The following is an 18,037-nucleotide window of genomic DNA, read 5'->3' as shown; positions in this document are numbered from 1 at the left end:
CAACCTGCGCAGACAAACCAGACAATGGCATTCCGTAACCCATCCCGCTCATCCTTGCGTCCGCTGGTGCTCGCGCTGTCGGTCGCACTGGCCCCGCTACCGGCCGTGGCCCAGGAAGGCTTCGACCAATGCCTGGCCGAACTGCGACGCGAGGCGCCGTCACGCGGGATAGCCGTCACGACCTTCGACACGCACACCGCCGGGTTGGCGCCGGACATGGGGGTGATCGCACTGCTCGAACATCAGCCCGAGTTCCGTACGCCGATCTGGGACTACATGGCCGGCCTGGTCGACGATGAACGGGTCGCCGACGGACTCGCAATGATGGATCAGTGGCGCGACACCTTGCGCCGCATCGAGGCAGAGTTCGGCGTCGACGCCGAAACCGTGGTCGCGATCTGGGGCGTGGAGTCGAACTACGGGCGCACCTTCGGCCGCAGACCGGTGGTCGGTTCGCTCGCGACGCTGTCCTGCATCGGCCGACGCCAAAGCTTCTTCCGGGGAGAGTTCTTCACCACGCTGAAGATTCTGGAACAGGGCCATATCGACCCGGACGCACTGTTCGGGTCCTGGGCGGGCGCCTTCGGTCACACCCAGTTCATGCCCTCTACCTTCGACCGGATCGCGGTCGACTTCGATGGGGACGGTCGGCGTGACCTGATGGGTAGTGTGCCCGACGCGCTTGCCTCCACCGCGAACTATCTGAAGCAGTCCGGCTGGCGCACCGGACAGCCGTGGGGCTTCGAGGTGCAGCTGCCGCGCGGACTCGACACGTCGCAGGCGGGCCGGCGCAACAAGCAGCCGCTGTCCGCCTGGGTCACCGCCGGCCTGAAACAGATCGATGGTTCGCCGATCCAGACATCGGCCACCCCGGCAGGCCTGCTGCTACCGGCCGGACCGCAGGGGCCGGCCTTCCTGGTCCTGCGCAACTTCGACGCGCTGTTCTCCTACAATGCGGCCGAGAGTTATGCGCTCGCGATCGCGCACCTGTCCGACCGCTTGCGCGGCAAGGGGCCTTTCGTTGCCGCGTGGCCCACCGACGATCCGGGCCTTTCGAGGGTCGAGCGCCGCGAGATCCAGACCCTTCTGATCGAACGCGGCTACGACATCGGCGACGTCGACGGCATCATCGGCGCCAACACGCGCGCCGCGATCGCCGAACTGCAACCCGGCCTGGGGCTGGAAGCCGACGGACGGGCCGGTCAGAAACTGCTACAGGCACTGCGCGCCGGACGCTGAATCTCCTGGCGACGAGTCCGGACGGGAACGCCCGGATCCGTCGCCGTAGACTGGAAAGGCGGCCTCCCAGCCGCCTTTTTTACATGGAAACAACGAGTTTTTTCAACGAGTCATATCAGATCTTGGTACCTGGCGTGCTCATCTGACCCGAATCAGTCTTGCCGTCCAGAAGTTTTCCCTTGTCAGTGGAACATGCCATTGCGGAGGCAGATCCGACGGCGAACATCACGGCCAGCAAAGCAGCAACGCGCTTGATCATTCAGCACCCTCCATGTTTGGGCTTCCACTGCGCGCCCGACGATTCCACTCTAGGCGAGGCCAGCAGCGGAATCAAGGAGATTCGTGAGACCAGAGCGGAACTGCTGCACGGAAGCGCAAAAGTATCTCAACCCCCTCCGACGTACCTCAACCCTCTCCGCCGCGCAGTGGCGCGATGATGCTTGCGACGCGATCGGGCTGGCAGTTCACGTAGGCCGACGTCTGCAGCCACTCACGGTCCGGGTAATAGGAGAACATGAACTGTCCGCCCTTGAGGCTATCGACGACCGCCTTCGCGATCTCGGGACGCACCGCGGGACAGCCCTGACTGCGCCCGATGCGTCCCTGACGCTCGACCCAGGTCGGATCGACGTAGTCGGCTGCGTGAATGACGATCGCGCGTTCGCGCGCCCGGTCGTTGACGCCCGGTTCGAGACCGTCCATCCGGAGCGAATAGCCATGACGCCCGAAATAGCTCTCCTGCGTGCGGAACAGGCCGAGGCTGGACTGATGACTGCCGACCGTGTTCGAAAACGCGGTGGCGAAGTTCTCGCCCGAGTTCTGGCCGTGCGCGACGAAATCCTCGAGCAGCAACCTGTTTCGGCGCAGATCGAAGATCCACAGCCGCTGTTCGGACGACGGCTTGGAGAAATCGATTACGGCCAGCCGTTCCGCCGGCTCCATGCCGCTGCGCACCGCGCATTGCATCGCCGAAACCGCCAGACCGAGCACCTGGCGTTCCAGCGCCGGCGCCTGGCGAGCCAGAGAATCGATCAACATGTAATCGCCCGCTTCGGACGCATACGCCGGATTCAGGCACGCAGCAGCCACGCCTGCGGCCGCGACGAGCCGCCGAAATGTCTTCATCATACGGTATTCTTCCCCTTGTCTAACGAACAAGAAGCCAAGCGCCCGGAATTCACTTTGAGGGATGCCTCACTGGCATTCCAAACCGACTTCGCTTATGGGAACAGGATCGCGATGCCTGCGGTCCATCAACGGTGGGCGCTCAACTTGCGCGCTATCTTAGCAGTGCATTGCCCGGAGAAAAAATAATTGTTCCAATCCAAAGTCTTTCTGGTCCTGCTGATGCTTTGCCTGACCGGTCTCGCCGGCGCGGCGGATCGTGGCAACGACGCGGTACGGGCGTCCATCGCGGCCGCGCTTGTGGAGCGCCAGGGCCAGGACGCGTCAATCCGAGCGCCGCGCGTCGGTCCGCTCCTCGAAGACGTCGCGTGGTTCTACGCACAGCGTGACCATGCCCCTGCCTGGAGCGCACCGCATCGGTTGGAGGCTTTGATCGATGCCCTCGAGAGCCTGCGGGACGACGGACTCGACCCCGATCTGTACGCGGTCGCACGCCTGCGGACCCACGCAAGCCGTGCGCGGGGCGCGTCCCGCGCCACCACCCCGATCGACGATGCCTGCGCCGACATGCTGGCAACGGCCGCCTATCTGCGTGCGCTGCACGATCTGAGTTTCGGGCGACTCGATCCTTCCGTGGTCGAACCGCACTGGCACTTCCGACCCGCAAGCGACTCGAGGATCAGACGCGAGCGGATCGTCATGCAGGCCCAGGCCGGCCTTGAAGACGTGGCCGGAAGCTTCGATCGGGCACGCCCGTCTCAGGCGCGCTATCGCGGCTTGCGCGCGGCGCTGGCCGATCTGCGTTCGCAGCCGCTGCCGCCGGACTGGCAGGCGATTCCGGAGGGTCGTTTCCTGCGGGAAGGCATGGTCGATTCGCGCGTTCCGTTGCTGCGCCACCGGCTCTTCGACACGCCATCCGATCAGGGACATCAACCGGGCGAGCCGCAGCGATACGACGCCGTGCTGGTCGAGGCGGTGCGCGCATTCCAGCGACTGCACAATCTGGAGGCCGACGGCATCGTCGGTCCCGCGACGCTCGACGCCCTCAACCTGTCGCCTGCACAGCGCCTGGATCGATTGCGGGTCAATCTGGAGCGCATGCGCTGGTTCGCCCATGACACCCCGAACACCTACGTGCTGGTGGATGTGGCCGGGGCGCGAATAGCCTATTTCCGCAACGGCGTGCAGATCTGGGAAACCCGCGCACAGGTGGGTCGGCCCAATCGCGCGACGCCATTGCTGCGATCCGAGATCACGCATCTGACGCTCAATCCGACCTGGACGGTGCCGCCGACGATTCTGCGCAACGACAAGCTTCCGGAGATCCGTCGCGACATCACATACCTTGCGCGCAACAACATCCGTGTGCTCGACCACAGCGGCAACGAGTTGTCGCCCTACGCGGTCGACTGGGACAGACCCGGAGCGGTCATGCTGCGACAGGATGCCGGCCCGGACAATGCGCTTGGACGCGTCGCGATCCGCTTCCCCAACCCCTTCCATGTGTACCTGCACGACACGCCCAGCCAGAGCCTTTTCGCCCGCCAACAGCGGGCTTTCAGTTCCGGCTGCGTGCGGGTCGAGAGCGCGATGGATCTGGTCGGCCTGCTGGTCGAGGACGGGGCCGGCAACCAGCGCGAACGGGTGGACGAACTGCTCGGCAGCGGTCGCACGCGCAACTTCAACCTGACCCGCCCGATACCGGTTTTGATCGCCTACTGGACCGCCGACATCGCCGCCGACGGCAGCGTGGCGTTCCGCCCGGATGTGTACGGACACGACCAGAGGATCCGTGCAGCGCTGGCGGCATCACCGCCACTAGGAGGCTGTCGGACTTGAGCGATCGTCATGAGCCGGGTGGGAAAGCGAGGACAGATCTGGTCGATTTTGAGGCGCATAGTGGTTCTATGCAACGAAAAATCGGGCAGATATGGACCGCTTCTCCCTCCGGCGCAGTAGATCAGCCTCAAGTCCGACAGCCTCCTAGGGACTTGCATTTCTGCGGCAATGCAGCAATAGTCGAAGGGTAAGGTCCGGCTCGCGCCGGGCTCAGAGCGAGAACAAAGCCCTCGCCTGCATGCACGCGCTGCGACGCGGCGTGTTCTGCACGCCCGGGCGCATTAACCGGACACCCCGAACCATTACAGACAGGAGCCCTGCCCATGGACCCGATCGCGCTGATCAATCAACCCGGATTCATCGACCTCTACCTGCTCCCCTGGAGCATTCGCATCCTGACCGCGATCGGGATCTGGCTGGTCGGAAAATGGATTGTCGATCGGCTCGTCGGCGTCATCCGCAAGCTGATGACGCGCGCCAAGGTGGACGTGATGCTGGTCCAGTTTCTTGGCAACATCATGCACACGGTTCTGCTCGCGGCCGTCATCATCGCCGCGCTGGACAAACTGGGCGTACCGACCACGTCGATGCTGGCCGTGTTCGGTGCCGCCGGTCTCGCGGTCGGCCTGGCCTTGCGCGACTCGCTGTCAAACTTCGCCGCTGGCGTGATGCTGATCGTCTATCGCCCGTTCCGGGTCGGGGACTTCATCGAGGCCGGTGGCATCAGTGGCGTTGCCGAGGAGATCCGCATCTTCTCGACGGTGATGCGCACGCCCGACAACCGTCAGATCATCGTGCCCAACGGGCAGATCTCCAACGGCGTGATCATCAATTTCAACGCGAAGCCGACGCGCCGGATCGATCTGGTGTTGGGCATCAGCTACGGCGACGACATCGGCAAAGCCAAGGGCATCATCGGCCGCATCCTGTCCGAGGACGCGCGCGTGCTGACCGATCCGGAACCGCTGGTCGCACTGGGGGAACTCGCCGACAGCAGCGTCAACATCAACGTCCGTCCATGGGTGAAGACCGAGGATTTCTGGACCGTGCGCGCGGACCTGCTCGAGAAGATCAAGATGGCGTTCGACCAGGAGGGCGTCACGATTCCGTTCCCGCAACGGGAAGTGCATCTGCACGAGGCCCGGGCGGCGGCCTGAACAATCGCACGCCGGCGCGACCCGGCCACCGCGCTCAGAGGTCCGATGCCTGGAATTCGCTGACGCAGCATCCCGCCTCGCACACGGTGTCGGCCAGACCCGCGCTGCGGGTGGCTTCCGCAGCCATGTAGAAGCCGGCCAGTCGCACCAGGCCGGCAAGATACACGGCATCGCCGGCGCCGCCGGTGGTCAGGCATTCGTGCGCGCGACACGCCAGCCGGCACAACTGCCACCCGCCGCACACGGTACCGAGCAGGTGCAGAAAGGGCACCGCCCCGGCGAGCACGTCGGCCGGCGCATCCCGCCCGTTCTCGAGCAGCCAGTCCAGTGCGCGCGCCAGATGGTCGACCTGCCGTTCCAGACGTCCGGCCAGTTCGGCCAGTTCGGCCAGCACATCATGATCCCGCAGCCGCGCGGCATCTGCACGGATCTCGGCGATCAGTTCGCGCATCGTGTCGCCACCCTCGCGCAGGATCTTGCGCCCGACCAGATCGTTCGCCTGTATGCCGGTCGTGCCCTCGTAGATCGTGATGATGCGTGCATCCCTGAAGTACTGCGCGATGCCGGTCTCCTCGACGAAGCCCATGCCGCCAAAGACCTGGATCGCGTCGTCGCAGACATCGTTGCCGACTTCGGTGCACCAGCCCTTGGCGACCGGCATCAACAGGTCGACGAGGCGGCGGTGCCGCTCGGCCACGGCGGCGTCGGGATGATGGTGGGCGATGTCGAACCAGCCGGCCGCGGTGTAGAGCAAGGTGCGCATCGCCATGACCCTTGCGCGCATCGACAGCAGCATGCGCTTCACGTCGGGATGCTCGATGATCGCGTCGCCGCTCGCGCCGGTCACCGCGTTGCGTCCCTGCACACGCTCACGCGCGTAGGCCAGCGCATACTGGTAGGCACGCTCGGCCAGCCCGACCCCCTGCACACCGACTCCGAAGCGCGCCTCGTTCATCATGATGAACATCGTTTCGAGGCCACGGCTGGGCTGCCCGACCAGATAGCCGATCGCGCCGCCCGCCTCTCCGTAGCTCATCGTGCAGGTGGGGCTACCGTGAATGCCCATCTTGTGCTCGAGCGAGATGCAGCGCACGTCGTTGCGCGCGCCGAGTTCCCCGTCCGTGTTCACGAGGAACTTGGGCACGATGAACAGCGACAGGCCCTTCACGCCTTCGGGCGCGTCCGGCAGGCGCGCGAGCACCAGATGCACGATGTTGGGTGTCAGCTCGTGCTCACCGTAGGAAATGTAGATCTTCTGCCCGAACAGCCGGTAGCTGCCGTCCGGCGTCGGTTCGGCCCGGGTGCGGGTCGCAGCGAGATCCGAACCCGCCTGTGGTTCGGTCAGGTTCATCGTACTGCCCCATTCGCCGCTGACCACCTTGTGCAGCCACAGGGCCTTCTGCTCGTCGCTCGCGGCGATCTGCAGGGCCTCGGCCTGGCTGACATTGAGCTGCGGCAGCATCGTGAAGGCCATGTTGGTCGAGAACCACATCTCCCACACCGGCGTGGACACGACCTTCGGCAGGCCCTGGCCGCCGAACGCCTGTGGCAGCGACAGACCCAACCAGCCGGCATCGCAAAATTGCGCATAGGCCGACTGCCAGCCGGACGGCGTGTGCACCCGGCCATGTCCGTCCAGGCGGCAACCCTCGACATCGCCCTGCCGGTTGATCGGCGCCAGCACGCCAGCCGCGAACTTGCCGGCCTCGTCGAGGATCGCACCGACCACATCGGCGCTCGCCTCCTCGCACCCGGGCAAGGCCGCGATGGTTTCCAGTCCCGCCACCTCGGACAGGATGAACTGCATGTCACGCAGCGGGGCGACGTATTCGGTCATGTCGGCTGTTCCAGTATCGATATGCTCACTCGCACGCGGCGCGGATGTCCTCGGGGATCGGGATGGCCTTGATCCGGATCGGATCCTCCGGATCCTGGATCGCGAACACCCGCACCTCCCGCCCTTCGCACAGTACGGTGTCACCGCGCCGCGCGACGTGACGCATCACGAAGCTCTTGGTGTTCCAGGTCGCGACCGAGGACTCGATCTCGATGTCCTCGCCATAGGTCGCCGAACTGATGAACCTGGCCTGCGCATCGACCAGAGGACAGCCGATGATGCCGCGCTCGGCCTTCGTCTGGCGCCAGCTCGGCACGCCGCACGCGGTGAAAAACTCCCGGCTGGCGGTATCGAACCATTTGAAGTAGTTCGCAAAGAATACGATTTCGGCCGGATCGCAGTCGCTGAATGCGATGCGCATCCGGTGGAAGTTGCTGCGGGCCATGAGCTTCGCTCCTGATAAGTCGATCGATCGGCCACACGCGCCGTACACGCGTCGGCATTGGCCTGTTACCGGGATCCGGGTCAGTGCGGCCCGAGCCGGATCGCGCCGTCGAGACGGATGGTCTCGCCGTTGATCATCACGTTGTCGATGATGCTGCAGGCGAGCTTCGCGAACTCGGACGGTTGACCCAGCCGCTGCGGAAACGGCACCGCCTCGCCGAGCGAGCGCTGCACATCGGGTGGCAGCGTGTGCATCATCGGCGTAAGAAACAGTCCTGGCGCGATCGTGATTACACGGATGCCGCAACGCGCGAGCTCGCGCGCGATCGGCAGGGTCATCGCCACGATGCCGCCCTTGGACGCGGCATAAGCGGCCTGGCCGACCTGCCCCTCATAGGCGGCGACCGACGCGGTGTTGATGATGACGCCGCGCTCCCCATCGGCCTGCGGCTCGCCCTTGGCCATCGCTTCCGCTGCCACACGGATCATGTTGAAGGTGCCGGTCAGATTGACCTTCACGACCCTCGCGAAGCCCGCCAGCGGCATGGCCCCCTCGCGCCCGAGCACCTTGGCCGCGTCGCCTATGCCGGCACAATTGACCAGACCCTGCAGCCCGCCAAACGTCGACCGTGCCCGGTCCACGCAGGCCTGCGCCTGGACCTCGTCGGTCACGTCGGTGCGCTGGAAGACGGTCCGCTCGCCCAGGTCGGCGACGAGCGCCTGGCCGAGCGATTGATTCAGGTCGGCGATGACGACCCGGGCGCCGGCGCGATGCAGCGCGCGCACGGTCGCTTCACCCAGACCGGACGCGCCACCGGTGACGATGAAAGTGCTGTCGTCGAATCTCATGTCCGCACTCCGTCAGCCGGCCTGTTCGACCACGATCGCGACCCCCTGACCACCCCCGGCACAGGCCGACGACACGCCATGACGCAAGCCGCTGCGCGCCAGTTCGCGCGCCACGGTCATCGTCAGACGCACCCCGGAGGCGCCGAGCGGATGGCCGATCGCGATCGCGCCGCCATTGACATTGACCTTGTCGAGGTCGAGACCCAGCTCGCGCTCGCATGCCAGATACTGGGCGCCGAAGGCCTCATTGATCTCGATGCGGTCGAGCTCGCCGACCGTGAGCCCGGCGCGTTTCGCGGCTGCCCGGATCGCGGGCGCGGGACCGATGCCCATGATCTCGGGTGGCACCGCGACCACGGCCCCGGACACGATGCGGGCGAGCGGCTTGACCCCATTGGCGCGGACCCAGTCCCCGTGCGCAACGATGACCGCGGCGGCGCCGTCTACGATCGCCGAACTGTTGCCGCCGGTCTGCACCCCGCCGAAGGCCGGTCGCAGCTTCTGAAGCGTGTCGAACGCGGTCGGCCGGACATGGCCGTCGCGCTCGCAGACCTGCGCCCGATCGGCGAGCTTGAGCCCGCGCGGCTTGTAGCCGTCGAGCGCCCACGCGCTATTGACGACCGGCGTGACCTCGTCAGCGAAATAGCCCGACGCCCACGCGGTTGCGGCGCGCGCGAAACTCCGCTCGGCGAAGCGGTCGACCTCCTCGCGCGAGATCGCGTAGCGCTTCGCCAGATTTTCGGCGGTATCGCCCATACTGTCGCCGGGCGCTGTGTCCTTGGTCGCCTCCCACAGGAAATCCTTGAACTCGACCTGACCCATGCGGAAGCCGGAGCGGTGCGTATAGGCCGCCACGGGGTTGCGCGACATCGACTCGGTACCGACGCACAACACCACCCGCGCCTTGCCCAGCGTGATCTGGTCGGCCGCAGTCAGGATGGTTTCGAAGCCGGTGCCACACAGGCGCTGCACCAGCACCGCCGGCACCGCCGGATTCACGCCGGCATACAGGCCGATGTGGCGCGGCAGGAAATACGCATCGAAGCTCGACTGGGCCATGTTGCCGGCTACGATCGCACCGACCTCGCCCGCCGCAATGCCGCTGCGCTCGAACAGCGCCCGCGCCGCGAAGATGCCCAGATCGGTCGGCGAAACGTCGCGCAGCAGCCCATTGTAGTCCTCGAACGGGGTGCGCTGGCCGGCCACCAGCCAGATGTCGTCGTAGGCGCCGGTCAGCGCCGCCGCTTCCGACGCGGCGTAGTCGTTCGAGTTCATGTCTGCGGCCCCTTGCCCTTGCGTTTCAGGAAATGTCCGATGCGTTCGGCGACCTCGGGGCTGGTCTGGGTCAGCGCCGCGGTCAAGGACTCGACGAACAGGCCGTCGTCCGAGGCCATGTTGTCGATACGCGAAATCGCGCTGACCATCGCCCAGTTGGCCATCGGCGCGTTCTCGGCGATCCGTGCCGCCAGTTGCTGCGCTTTCGCGAGCGACTCGCCCGGTCCGACCACGTAGTGCGACAGGCCCAGGCGCTGCCCCTCGTCGGCATCGAGAATACGCCCGGTCAGCATCATCTCGCACATGCGCCCCGGGCCGATCAGCTTGGCGACACGCACCGACGCGCCACCGCCGACGAAGATGCCGTGCCGCCCTTCCGGCAACTGGTAGATCGTGTTCGGTTCGGCGATGCGCACATGGGTCGCGCTGGCCAGCTCCAGTCCGCCGCCGATGACTGCGCCCTGCATCGCCGTGACCACCGGAATCCCGCCGTTCTGGATCCGGTCGAAGATCCGGTGCCAGCCGCGCGAGTGCAGCATCACGCCGAAGGGCTCGCGGTGCTGATGCTCGGAAAGATCCAGTCCGGCGCAGAAATGTTCGCCGGCACCCGCGAGAATGATGACGCGGCAGCCTTCGGGGGTCGCGACCAGCGCACCCTCGAGCGCGGCCAGCAGGCGGTCGCTGACCGCATTGCGCTTTTCGGGCCGGTTCAGCGTCAACGTGTAGATCGCGCCGTCGAAGGACGTCGTGACGAGTTGCTCGTTCATGTTCGTGTGTCCCGCTCGTTGGTTCAGGCCTTGTGTGCCGGGCCGGTCGCCGCATGCACGCTGATGATGCTCTTGTCCGGCACGTCGGAATACAGAAAGTCGACCAGATCCGCACGCCGGGTGCGCACGATGCGCTGGTTGATGTAACCCTTGTCCGTGATCTCGCCGGCCTCGACCGATGGCTGTTCGGCCATCAGCATCACGCGTGCGGGATAGGTCGATGATCCGCCGCCGGCCTGCATCATCATCGCCATGCCCTGGCGCACCCGGTTGACCACCGCCGGATTCGACAACACCTCCTCGACCGAGGCATCCGGCGGCAGACCCGGGCACAGGGCCCGGCACTGCGGGATGTTCGGGAAGACCAGGAAACCGACTTCGTCGAGGTCGTGACCGGTCACGACGATGTCCTGCGCGACTGGTTTCAGCGCGTCGATGCCCTTGACCCGCAGCGAACCCACATGCACCCAGGTGCCGGTCAGCAGCTTGAAGTCCTCGCCGACACGCCCGTCGAACAGCAGACCCTGCTCGGGATGCCCGGCATCGACGAACTCGACCGCATCGCCGATCATGTAGTAGCCCTCTTCATCGAACGCATCGCGGCTCAGCTCCGGCTGCTTCCAGTAGCCCGGAAACACGTTCGGCCCCTTGACCCTGACCTCGAGCTTGTCGGCGACCGGCAACAGCTTCAGCTCGGTGCCCGGGATCGGCACACCGATGACCCCGGAGCGCACCGCCGGAAAATGACAGTCGGTGCACATCGGCGCGGTCTCGGTCGAACCCCAGGACGACACCATGATCACCCTGGTGCCGATGGTCTGTTCCGACAACTCCTCGAGCGCGGCCCAAAGGTGCTGCGGCAGCGCCGCGCCCGCATAGAAGATCAGGTTCATGCGGTGGAAGAAGCGCTCGCGCAACTGCACATCCTCGCGCAGCAACGGCACCAGCATGTCGTAGGCGCGCGGCACGTTGAAATAGACCGTCGGCGAGATCTCCTTCAGATTGCGCACGGTCTTTTCGAGCAGACCCGGAGCGGGCTTGCCGTCGTCGATGTAAATGGTGCCGCCCCAGCGCAGGACCATGTTCAGGTTGTGGTTGCTGCCGAAGGTGTGGCTCCACGGCAGCCATTCCACAAGAACCGGCCGGTTCTCGGCCAGGAAGGGCCACACCATCTCCTTTGCGAGCTGGTTGGAACACATCATGCGATGCGTGTTGATCACCGCCTTGGGCGTGCCCACCGAGCCGGACGTGAACAGAAACTTGCCTATCGTATCGGGTGTGACCCGAGCGAACGCGGCCATCACCGCCGCCTCGTCCGACCCGGTTTCGATCGACGCGAACGGCGTATGGTCGCCGGCCAACGCGCTTCGGCCCCCGGCCACGACGATACCGTCGTAGAGGTCGGAGATCGCCGCGAGCGCCGGCTCGAAGCGTTCAATCGGGTCCGCGTATATGACACCCGGTCGGAGCAGCTCGATGTTGCCCCTGAGCTTGGCGAAATCTCTCGACATCAACGAATTGCCGGACGAGATCGCGCACGACGGCACGCCGATGTGCATCGCGGCCAGCATCAGCAGCGCGTGCTCGATGGAATTGTCCGACAGGATCGCTACCGGGCGCTCGGGCGACAGATTCCGGCCCAGCAACCAGGTGGCGATGGCCACGACCCGCCGCCGGGCCTCCCCGTAGCTCAGTTCGATCCAGCGATCGTCCGGACCGCGCTCGGCCAGAAACAGCGCCTCCGGTTCGGCCCGGGCCCAATGCTCGAGCCACTCCCCGACGCAGCGCGCATAGCGATCGGCGAGCGGCATGGCCGAGCGCAGGATGCGCGCCCCGTCGGCCCGAACGTCCATCTCCACGACCGGCTCGGCAAACAGCCGGCTGGCATCGCGTATCACTGTCTCCATGGCCTTCAACCTCCCGGGCTCATGCCTGTGCTGGTGCCAGGCATTGATTCGCTTCGAGGTGCTCCCGCAATGCGGGCCGCCTCCGTATCGCTCGTCGTTCAGTGTCCGATCACCTGATAGGCCCCGTTGCGCACCTCGACCAGCACGCGCGCACGCTCATCATGGCCGAAATGGTCTTCCGGCGACATGTTGAACACGCCATGCACGCCGACCACGTCCCTGGACGCTTCGATCGCATCACGCAGCGCGACACGGAACTCCGGCGTACCCGGCTGGGCCTTTTCCTTGGCGACCGGGACCGCCGCGGCGATCAGCGCGATCGCATCCCACAGATGCCCGCCCTGCGGACCCATGGACCCGGCACCATTGCGCTCCTCGTAGCGACGCACATAGTCGATGATCGCCTGCCTGGACGGATGGTCGTCCGCAAGCTGCTCGCCGACGATGATCGGGCCGCTGACGAAGATACCGCCTTCGAGCGCCGCGCCGCCGACGCGCAGCACGTCACGCCCGATCGCACCATGGGTCTGGTAGATGCGGCCCTTGAAACCGCGCTCGACCAGCGTCGCATGCGGCAGTGCGGCCGGCGCGCCCGATGCGACGATCAGGATCGCATCCGGTTTCGCCCCGACCAGCTTGACCGCCTGACCCAGTACCGACGTATCGGCACGGTTGAATTTCTCGGCAATCGAGATCGTGAGCCCCTTCTGCTCGGACACCGTCCGCATCGCACCCAGAAAGCTCTCACCGTAGGGATCGGCGAAACCGATCACGCCGACCGTCTTCACGCCGTGCGCCACCATGTCCTCGGCGATCGCGCCGGCCATCAGCAGATTGTTCTGCGGCATGCTGAACACCCAGTGACCCTTGTCCTGCGGCAGCACGACCGGCGCGAGTGCCATCAGCGGGGTACGGTGCTCGACCGCGACCTCGGTGACCGCCAGCGTGTTCGACACGGTGGACGACCCCACCAGCACGTCTACCTTGCTCTCCTCGATCAGGCGCGCCGCATTGCGGGAGGCTGCAGTCGGGTCGGTCGCGTCGTCCAGCACGATGTAATTGACCTTCTCGCCGCCCATCGTCTCCGGCAGCAGCGCCACGGTATTGCGCTGCGGGTGTCCCAGCGCCGCGGCCGGGCCGGTGGCCGAAACCGTGATGCCGACATTGATGTCGGCCATCGCCGGCGCCGACAGCATGGTGGCCAACGCGGCCGCGATTGCGAGTCTCTTCATTTCAGTCTTCCTCCTGGTTGGCGTGCTGCGCTCGATCGCGGCTCTTCGTCCGCGACTGTCGAGCAAGTTAGCAGAGGCTAAACTAACTTGTCAAACAATTGTTCAATTAACTAGTCAGCACTGCACGTCGAATCGACGACCCCGGCGCACGTCCTGCGAACCGCACGCGCGATATCATTGGCCATGCAGCCAACCCTCCTTCGAAACCGGCACCGATGAGTACAGCACCTTCGCTCGCACCACCCGCAACCGACCCGGACCGCAACGTCGAGGCCGCGATCCTGCACGTCGCGCAAACCGAACCCGAGCTCGGCCAGGCCGCCGTCGCCGAGCGGCTCAGGCGCGATGGCCTGCGCATCTCGCCATCCGGCGTCCGCTACATCTGGCAGAAGCACGGGCTCGAAACCACTGTCAAGCGCCTGCAGGCGCTGGCGGCCGGCGCCCGCGGCGGCACCAGTGCACTCACCGAGAAGCAGCGTCGATTACTCGAGCGCGGGCGACTGACGGCGCGGCTGTCCCGCGGCGGTGACGCGGCCGAGGCGAGCCGAAGCCGCGAGGAACCGCTGGAGCGGGCCCGCATCATCCTGAACGCCGCGGCCGAACTCTTCTCCGAGCACGGCTACGATCGCACGTCGATGCGCGACATCGCGGGCAAGGTCGGATTGCTGCCGGGCTCGGTGTATCACCACTTCGAATCCAAGGAAGAGCTCTACATGTCGGTGCAGCAGGAAGGGCTGCGCATCGTCGCAGCCCGGGTCCAGGCGGCCGCTGCCCGGGGTCGCGATCCGTGGCAGCGGCTTAGGCTCGCGTGCGAGGTGCATGTATCCGGACTCGTCGAGGGTTCACCGGTGGACCGGCTGACCGGGCACAATCTGGCGATGACCGGCAATCACGAACTGCTCGACAGAATCCGGCCCGACCGCGCCGCCTACGAGCGCATTTTCCGGGATCTGATCGACGCGCTGCCGCTCGCGCCGGACACGGATCGCACCGTGCTGCGCCTGACACTGCTCGGCGCGATGAACTGGGTACACATCTGGTACCGCGAGGGCGGCCACACGCCGGGCCGGATCGCCGACATGATCGTCGACATGCTCAGGCACGGCGTGGACGCCGGACGGCCTATCTGAAATCGGGATCGAACGGGAGTCCGACGTAGTTCTCGGCGATCGTGGTCTGCCCGGCCTTCGAACCCATCAGGTAATCGAGTTCCGCGAGCTGGATCTTGTGCTCGATTGGATCGTCATTGAACTTGTGCGAGATCGACGTAAACCACCATGAGAACCGTACCGCCGCCCAGACCCGGCGCAACGCCGTTTCGGAATAGCGGTCCAGCAGATCGTTGCGACCCTCCCTGTAATGCGCGATCAGCGCGGTCGACAGGTAGTACATGTCGGACGCGGCCAGATTGAGCCCCTTCGCGCCGGTCGGCGGCACGATGTGGCCGGCATCGCCCACCAGGAACAGCTTGCCGAAGCGCAGCGGCTCGGCCACGAAGCTGCGCAGCGGCGCGATGCTCTTCTCGATCGACGGGCCCGTGACCATCCGCGCCGCAACATGCGGGGGCAGACGCCACCGCAGTTCGTCCCAGAAGCGCTCGTCCGACCAGTCCTCGACCTTCTGGTCGAGCCCGACCTGGATGTAGTAGCGACTGCGCGAATGCGAACGCATCGAGCACAGCGCAAAACCGCGCCGGTGGTTCGCGTAGATCAGTTCCTCGTGCACCGGCGGCGTATCGGACAGCAGGCCCAGCCAGCCGAACGGATAGATGCGCTCGTATTCGGTGATCATGCCGCGTGGCACCGAGCTGCGGGAGGCCCCGTGGTAGCCGTCGCAGCCGGCGATAAAATCGCACGCGATGCGCACATGGCGCCCGTCCCGAACGAACTCGATCGCCGGCTTGACCCCCAGATAGTCGACCGGATGAACGCCACGCGTCTCGAAGATCACGGTGATGTTGTCGTCCTTCAGCACCGCATCGTACAAATCCTTGGTGAGCTCGGTCTGCCCATACACCATGACCTGCTGACCGCCGGTCAGCGACGCCAGGTCGATGCGCGCCATGCGATCGTCGAAAGCGAGCACGATGCCATCGTGCAGCAGTCCTTCGCGGTCCATGCGTTCGCCGACGCCTGCACGGCGCATCAGATCCGCCATGCCCTGCTCCAGGATCCCGGCGCGAATCCGGCTCTCGACATGTTCGCGGGTCTGACGCTCGAGGATGACGCTGCGGATGCCTGCCAGGCTCAGCAGACGGGCCAGGCACAGGCCCGACGGGCCGCCTCCGATGATGCCGACTTGGGTGTCCATGTCCGTCACTCCGTGGTTGAAGGGCCCGATGTCGGACCCCGCGTGCGCGACTCGCTTACGAATTCCTCGGTACCGACCTCGCGCAGCGCGGCGGCGTTGTAACGCATGCCCGACACCGTGCGCGGATTGATGAGCGCATCGAGTCGGGCGATGCACCCCTGCGGCAACATGACACCGGACGCCGCCAGGTTGTCCTCCAGATGCGCAATGCAGGTCGTACCCGGAATGGGCAGGATGTCATCTCCCTGCGCAAGCAGCCAGGCAAGCGCGAGTTGTGCCGGCGAACACCCGACCTCCGCCGCGATCTGCAGGTATTCCGACAGCCACGCCAGATTGCGTTCGAAATGCGCCGGCTCGAAGCGCGGCATCGTGCGGCGGATATCCTTGGCATCGAAGGCATCGAGCTGAGCGGGATCGCTGAGCGTGCCGGTCAGAAAACCGCGCGCGAGCGGGCTGAAGGCGACGAAGCTCACACCGAGTTCGCGGCACGTGTCGAGCGCCGCGATCTCGGGATTGCGCGTCCACAGCGAATACTCGGTCTGCAGCGCGGCGATGGGGTGCACCGCATGGGCACGCCGTAGCGTGTCGGCCGACACCTCGGAAAGGCCGATCGCGCGGACCTTGCCTTCGGCCACCAGACCGGCGAGCGCCCCGACGCTGTCCTCGATCGGCACCTGCGGGTCCCGGCGGTGCAAGTAGTACAGGTCGATCACGTCGGTACGCAGGTTGCGCAGAGAGGCCTCGCAGGTGGCCTTGATCGTCTCCGGACGTCCGTCGATGACCCGAACCAGCTTGCCGTCGCCCTTGACATCCACCCCGGTCATGCCGCACTTGCTCGCCAGCGTGAAGCGCGAGCGGTACGGCGACAGCAGCTCGCCGACCAGCCTCTCGTTCGCACCGAAACCGTAGAGCGCGGCGGTGTCGAAATGGGTCACGCCCAGTTCGAGCGCGCGCAGCAGCACCTTGCCGCCCTCCTCTGGCGACGGCGGCATGCCGTAGGCATGACTCAGATTCATGCAACCGAGGCCGATCGCGGAGACCTCGAACGGACCGAGCCGTCGTGCGCTGTTCATGGCCGTCATGGTCAGGCCCCGGCCACGGCGAGTTGCTGCTCCAGCTGGTGCAGGACCCGGTAGCACGGCAACACCTGCGCGACGCTGGCATTCGGTTCGCGTCCCGCGCGGATCGCAGCGAAGAACTCGCGGTCCTGCAATTCGATGCCGTTCATCGACACATCGACCTTCGACACGTCGATCTGCTCCTCCTTGCCGGTGAACAGGTCGTCGTAGCGCGCGAGGTAGGTGCCGGTGTCCCCGATGTAGCGGAAGAAGGTGCCGAGCGGGCCCTCGTTGTTGAACGACAGGCTCAGCGTGCAGATCGCGCCGGTCGAGGTCTTGAGCTGGATGGACATGTCCATCGCGATGCCGAGCTCCGGATGGATCGGCCCCTGGATCGCGTTGGCCTGCACGATGTCACCACCGGCCTGGTAGGCGAACAGATCCACCGTGTGTGCCGCGTGATGCCACAGCAGATGATCGGTCCAGCTGCGCGGCTGGCCGAGCGCGTTAATGTTGCTGCGGCGGAAGAAATAGGTCTGCACGTCCATCTGCTGGAGTGCGAACTCGCCCGCCCTGACCTTGTCGTGGATCCATTGATGACTGGGATTGAAGCGGCGGGTGTGGCCGCACATCGCGACCAGACCGGTCTGCTGTTGCAGGCGCACGACTTCCTCGGCATCGGCGAGACTGTCCGCAAGCGGGATCTCGACCTGCACATGCTTGCCGGCCCTCAGGCACTGGATCGCCTGCGACGCATGGATCTGCGTCGGCGTGCACAGGATCACCGCATCGACTTCGGCCAATGCGAGGCTGTCGGCCAGGTCGGTTGCGACATGGGCGATGCCGTACATTTCGGCCACCGCGCGGGTCTTGTCCAGTTCGCGCCCGACCAGCGACACCACCTCGACGCCGTCGATGTTCCGGATACCGTCCAGATGCTTGATCCCGAAGGCGCCAGCGCCGGCCAGCACGACCTTGATCGATTCGGTTTGGGTCAC

The 18,037-nt window shown here is 65.8% G+C and carries 16 protein-coding genes; 4 read left to right on the top strand and 12 right to left on the bottom strand.

Annotation, left to right across the window (positions count from 1 at the left end; genetic code table 11):
• The first annotated feature begins 24 nt into the window (after nt 1-24).
• Complete coding sequence (locus ACKVEX_RS13030) at nt 25-1,239, top strand: lytic murein transglycosylase (RefSeq protein ID WP_473216171.1); 1,215 nt, start codon at nt 25-27, stop codon at nt 1,237-1,239.
• Between the two features lie 115 nt (nt 1,240-1,354).
• Here the strand turns inward: ACKVEX_RS13030 and ACKVEX_RS13025 are convergent, their stop codons facing one another.
• Together ACKVEX_RS13025 and ACKVEX_RS13020 are read right to left on the bottom strand one after the other, a co-directional pair.
• Nucleotides 1,355-1,498, bottom strand: a complete 144-nt coding sequence (locus ACKVEX_RS13025) for a hypothetical protein (RefSeq protein ID WP_473216170.1) — start codon at nt 1,496-1,498, stop codon at nt 1,355-1,357.
• A gap of 146 nt (nt 1,499-1,644) precedes the next feature.
• Nucleotides 1,645-2,367 carry a murein L,D-transpeptidase catalytic domain family protein gene (locus ACKVEX_RS13020; protein WP_473216169.1) on the bottom strand — a complete coding sequence of 241 codons (723 nt, stop codon included), beginning with the start codon at nt 2,365-2,367 and terminating at the stop codon, nt 1,645-1,647.
• Between the two features lie 186 nt (nt 2,368-2,553).
• Between ACKVEX_RS13020 and ACKVEX_RS13015 the strand changes: the two genes are divergently transcribed.
• Nucleotides 2,554-4,203: a L,D-transpeptidase family protein gene (locus ACKVEX_RS13015; RefSeq protein ID WP_473216168.1), complete on the top strand. Its 1,650-nt coding sequence runs from the start codon at nt 2,554-2,556 to the stop codon at nt 4,201-4,203.
• Between the two features lie 323 nt (nt 4,204-4,526).
• Nucleotides 4,527-5,360, top strand: a complete 834-nt coding sequence (locus tag ACKVEX_RS13010; protein WP_473216167.1) for a mechanosensitive ion channel family protein — start codon at nt 4,527-4,529, stop codon at nt 5,358-5,360.
• Nucleotides 5,361-5,394: 34 nt separating this feature from the next.
• Here ACKVEX_RS13010 and ACKVEX_RS13005 read toward each other — a convergent pair whose 3' ends face one another.
• The 7 genes from ACKVEX_RS13005 to ACKVEX_RS12975 form a co-directional block, all read right to left on the bottom strand.
• Nucleotides 5,395-7,197 (bottom strand): acyl-CoA dehydrogenase, encoded by a 1,803-nt coding sequence (locus tag ACKVEX_RS13005; RefSeq protein WP_473216166.1) that lies wholly within the window; start codon nt 7,195-7,197, stop codon nt 5,395-5,397.
• A gap of 25 nt (nt 7,198-7,222) precedes the next feature.
• Nucleotides 7,223-7,642, bottom strand: a complete 420-nt coding sequence (locus ACKVEX_RS13000; protein ID WP_473216165.1) for an acyl-CoA thioesterase — start codon at nt 7,640-7,642, stop codon at nt 7,223-7,225.
• Between the two features lie 80 nt (nt 7,643-7,722).
• Nucleotides 7,723-8,490 (bottom strand): 3-hydroxyacyl-CoA dehydrogenase, encoded by a 768-nt coding sequence (locus tag ACKVEX_RS12995; protein ID WP_473216164.1) that lies wholly within the window; start codon nt 8,488-8,490, stop codon nt 7,723-7,725.
• Nucleotides 8,491-8,502: 12 nt separating this feature from the next.
• Nucleotides 8,503-9,765 (bottom strand): thiolase family protein, encoded by a 1,263-nt coding sequence (locus tag ACKVEX_RS12990; RefSeq protein ID WP_473216163.1) that lies wholly within the window; start codon nt 9,763-9,765, stop codon nt 8,503-8,505.
• The gene (locus tag ACKVEX_RS12985; protein ID WP_473216162.1) at nt 9,762-10,532 is read right to left on the bottom strand and encodes a crotonase/enoyl-CoA hydratase family protein; all 771 of its coding nucleotides are present in this window, start codon (nt 10,530-10,532) and stop codon (nt 9,762-9,764) included. Before ACKVEX_RS12985 ends, ACKVEX_RS12990 begins: the two co-directional genes overlap by 4 nt.
• A gap of 23 nt (nt 10,533-10,555) precedes the next feature.
• Nucleotides 10,556-12,439 carry a feruloyl-CoA synthase gene (locus tag ACKVEX_RS12980; protein WP_473216161.1) on the bottom strand — a complete coding sequence of 628 codons (1,884 nt, stop codon included), beginning with the start codon at nt 12,437-12,439 and terminating at the stop codon, nt 10,556-10,558.
• A gap of 98 nt (nt 12,440-12,537) precedes the next feature.
• Nucleotides 12,538-13,671, bottom strand: a complete 1,134-nt coding sequence (locus ACKVEX_RS12975; RefSeq protein ID WP_473216160.1) for an ABC transporter substrate-binding protein — start codon at nt 13,669-13,671, stop codon at nt 12,538-12,540.
• A gap of 215 nt (nt 13,672-13,886) precedes the next feature.
• On the opposite strand from ACKVEX_RS12975, the gene ACKVEX_RS12970 reads away from it, so the two are divergent.
• Nucleotides 13,887-14,801 carry a TetR/AcrR family transcriptional regulator gene (locus ACKVEX_RS12970; RefSeq protein ID WP_473216159.1) on the top strand — a complete coding sequence of 305 codons (915 nt, stop codon included), beginning with the start codon at nt 13,887-13,889 and terminating at the stop codon, nt 14,799-14,801.
• Here ACKVEX_RS12970 and pobA read toward each other — a convergent pair.
• The 3 genes from pobA to ACKVEX_RS12955 are packed head-to-tail and all read right to left on the bottom strand — an operon-like array spanning nt 14,794 to nt 18,037.
• The gene (pobA, locus tag ACKVEX_RS12965; RefSeq protein WP_473216158.1) at nt 14,794-15,981 is read right to left on the bottom strand and encodes a 4-hydroxybenzoate 3-monooxygenase; all 1,188 of its coding nucleotides are present in this window, start codon (nt 15,979-15,981) and stop codon (nt 14,794-14,796) included. The genes ACKVEX_RS12970 and pobA overlap by 8 nt on opposite strands.
• 5 nt (nt 15,982-15,986) lie before the next feature.
• On the bottom strand, nt 15,987-17,063 hold the full coding sequence (locus tag ACKVEX_RS12960; RefSeq protein WP_473216157.1) for an aldo/keto reductase: 1,077 nt from the start codon (nt 17,061-17,063) through the stop codon (nt 15,987-15,989).
• Nucleotides 17,064-17,065: 2 nt separating this feature from the next.
• Nucleotides 17,066-18,037 carry a Gfo/Idh/MocA family oxidoreductase gene (locus ACKVEX_RS12955; RefSeq protein ID WP_473216156.1) on the bottom strand — a complete coding sequence of 324 codons (972 nt, stop codon included), beginning with the start codon at nt 18,035-18,037 and terminating at the stop codon, nt 17,066-17,068.

The sequence above is a fragment of the Denitraticella aggregata genome (assembly GCF_048158365.1).
Taxonomy (GTDB): Bacteria; Pseudomonadota; Gammaproteobacteria; order Burkholderiales; family Rhodocyclaceae; genus Azoarcus_F.
The sequence above is the reverse complement of the archived record's forward strand: the minus strand, read 5'-3'. Positions and strand labels throughout refer to the sequence as shown.

What these genes read in the sequence shown, in the direction of transcription:
- ACKVEX_RS13005 (WP_473216166.1), bottom strand. Translation starts at nt 7,197, where the DNA reads ATGACCGAATACGTCGCCCCGCTGCGTGACATGCAGTTCATCCTGTCC.
- ACKVEX_RS12990 (WP_473216163.1), bottom strand. Translation starts at nt 9,765, where the DNA reads ATGAACTCGAACGACTACGCCGCGTCGGAAGCGGCGGCGCTGACCGGC.
- pobA (WP_473216158.1), bottom strand. Translation starts at nt 15,981, where the DNA reads ATGGACACCCAAGTCGGCATCATCGGAGGCGGCCCGTCGGGCCTGTGC.
- ACKVEX_RS12975 (WP_473216160.1), bottom strand. Translation starts at nt 13,671, where the DNA reads ATGAAGAGACTCGCAATCGCGGCCGCGTTGGCCACCATGCTGTCGGCG.
- ACKVEX_RS13030 (WP_473216171.1), top strand. Translation starts at nt 25, where the DNA reads ATGGCATTCCGTAACCCATCCCGCTCATCCTTGCGTCCGCTGGTGCTC.
- ACKVEX_RS13020 (WP_473216169.1), bottom strand. Translation starts at nt 2,367, where the DNA reads ATGATGAAGACATTTCGGCGGCTCGTCGCGGCCGCAGGCGTGGCTGCT.
- ACKVEX_RS13010 (WP_473216167.1), top strand. Translation starts at nt 4,527, where the DNA reads ATGGACCCGATCGCGCTGATCAATCAACCCGGATTCATCGACCTCTAC.
- ACKVEX_RS13000 (WP_473216165.1), bottom strand. Translation starts at nt 7,642, where the DNA reads ATGGCCCGCAGCAACTTCCACCGGATGCGCATCGCATTCAGCGACTGC.
- ACKVEX_RS12985 (WP_473216162.1), bottom strand. Translation starts at nt 10,532, where the DNA reads ATGAACGAGCAACTCGTCACGACGTCCTTCGACGGCGCGATCTACACG.
- ACKVEX_RS12980 (WP_473216161.1), bottom strand. Translation starts at nt 12,439, where the DNA reads ATGGAGACAGTGATACGCGATGCCAGCCGGCTGTTTGCCGAGCCGGTC.
- ACKVEX_RS12970 (WP_473216159.1), top strand. Translation starts at nt 13,887, where the DNA reads ATGAGTACAGCACCTTCGCTCGCACCACCCGCAACCGACCCGGACCGC.
- ACKVEX_RS12960 (WP_473216157.1), bottom strand. Translation starts at nt 17,063, where the DNA reads ATGACGGCCATGAACAGCGCACGACGGCTCGGTCCGTTCGAGGTCTCC.
- ACKVEX_RS12995 (WP_473216164.1), bottom strand. Translation starts at nt 8,490, where the DNA reads ATGAGATTCGACGACAGCACTTTCATCGTCACCGGTGGCGCGTCCGGT.
- ACKVEX_RS13025 (WP_473216170.1), bottom strand. Translation starts at nt 1,498, where the DNA reads ATGATCAAGCGCGTTGCTGCTTTGCTGGCCGTGATGTTCGCCGTCGGA.